Genomic DNA, 1,889 nt, shown 5'->3' with positions numbered 1-1,889 from the left:
CCCACTACTGCATCGGCGCGAACCTGGCCCGCATGACCATCAACCTCATCTTCAACGCGGTCGCCGATCACATGCCGTGGGTGATCGAGTTGCGCGTGGTCTCGTTGCCCGCCACCGCGAGCATCACCACGAAGAAACCGAACTCGTCGTCGGAGAGCTTCTCGCCGTCGATGTCGGCCTGGACGAGCGTGGTGACGATGTCGTCGGTGGGGTTCTTGCTGCGCTCCGCGGCCATCGCCATGGCGTAGGTGATCAGTTCCATCGACGACTGCGCGGGATCGACGTGAGCGTACTCGGGGTCGGTGCCGCCGGTCATCTCGTTGGACCAGCGGAAGAGCTTGTCGCGATCCTCCTGGGGAACGCCGAGCAGGCCCGCGATGGCTTGCAGCGGCAGCTCGCACGAGACCTGCTCGACGAAGTCGCCGCTACCCTCGTGCGCCGCGGTCTTCGCGATGTTCTGGGCACGCTGGGCCAGCTCGGCCTCCAGCCGTCCGATGGCCCGTGGCGTGAAGCCGCGCGAGATGATCTTGCGCAGCCGGGTGTGGTGGGGTGCGTCCATGTTGAGCATGACGCTGCGCTGCAGCTCGACCTGCTCGCGCTTCATCTCCGGCGGCCACGTCGGGATGGCGCCGTTCATCCAGCTCGAGAAGATGTCGCTGCGCTTGGACACCTCCTTGACGTCGGCGTGCTTGGTGACGAGCCAATATCCGTGGTCCTCGAACCCGCCCGCGCCATTGGGGATGTCGACCCAGTGGATGGGCTCCGCCTTGCGCAGCTCGGCGAGTTCCGCGACGGGCAGCCCGGCGAGGTTGACGTCGGGGTCGAGAAAGTCGAAGTCGGCGGGGATGTTGGGGGGTGCCATGATGTGTGCGCTCCTCAATTGCAACGTGTTCTAGTGCCAGTAAAACACGGCTCCTGCGCAGATAAAAGGCAGGTCACCATCGTCGCTTGTCAGACTAATGAAACGTGTTCTAGCCTGACGGAATGGGTAACCCGGTAATCGTCGAAGCCACCCGCAGCCCCATCGGCAAGCGCAACGGATGGCTGTCAGGGCTGCATGCGACCGAGCTGCTTGGCGCGGTGCAGAGGGCGCTGGTGGAGAAGGCCGGCATCGACGCCGGCGACGTCGAACAGGTCATCGGCGGCTGCGTGACGCAGTTCGGCGAGCAGTCCAACAACATCACCCGGGTCAGCTGGCTGGTCGCCGGGCTGCCGGAGCACGTCGGCGCCACGACCGTGGACTGCCAGTGCGGCAGCAGCCAGCAGGCCAACGGGCTGGTGGCCGGGTTGATCGCGGCGGGTGCCATCGACATCGGCATCGCCTGCGGAATCGAGGCCATGAGCCGCGTCGGACTCGGCGCCAACGCCGGTCCCGACCGAAGCATCCTGCGGCCCGCGTCGTGGGACATCGACCTGCCCGACCAGTTCACCGCGGCCGAGCGGATCGCCAAGCGGCGGGGCATCACCCGCGACGACATCGACGAGTTCGGCTACCAATCGCAGGCCAAGGCCAAGCGGGCGTGGGAGGAAGGCCGGTTCGACCGCGAGATCTCCCCGATCGAGGCGCCGGCACTGGACGAGAACAAGCAGCCGACGTCCGAGCGGGTGACCATCTCCCGCGACCAGGGCCTGCGGGAGACCACCCTGTCGGGGCTGAGCTCGCTGAAGCCGGTCATCGAGGGCGGAATCCACACGGCGGGAACGTCGTCGCAGATCTCCGATGGCGCCGCGGCGGTGCTGTGGATGGACGAGGACAAGGCCAAGTCGCTCGGATTGCGGCCGCGGGCCCGCATCGTCAGCCAGGCGCTGGTCGGCGCCGAGCCGTACTACCACCTCGACGGCCCCGTCCAGTCCACCGCCAAGGTCCTGGAAAAGGCCGGCATGAAGAT

1 protein-coding gene and 1 pseudogene are annotated in these 1,889 nt (G+C 66.9%); one reads left to right on the top strand and one right to left on the bottom strand.

Annotated elements, in window-relative coordinates:
• Positions 1-70 precede the first annotated feature (70 nt).
• A pseudogene (locus A9X05_RS32755) lies at positions 71-862 on the bottom strand (steroid C27-monooxygenase); the annotation flags it as partial.
• Positions 863-984: 122 nt separating this feature from the next.
• Here A9X05_RS32755 and A9X05_RS25485 point away from each other — a divergent pair.
• Positions 985-1,889 (top strand): steroid 3-ketoacyl-CoA thiolase (locus A9X05_RS25485; RefSeq protein ID WP_067784919.1); only part of this gene is annotated, 905 nt, incomplete at its 3' end.

It is taken from the genome of Mycobacterium sp. E3298 (genome assembly GCF_001666895.1).
Lineage (GTDB): Bacteria > Actinomycetota > Actinomycetes > Mycobacteriales > Mycobacteriaceae > Mycobacterium.
Note: the sequence above shows the minus strand (reverse complement) of the source record. Positions and strands in the feature narration are given on the sequence as shown.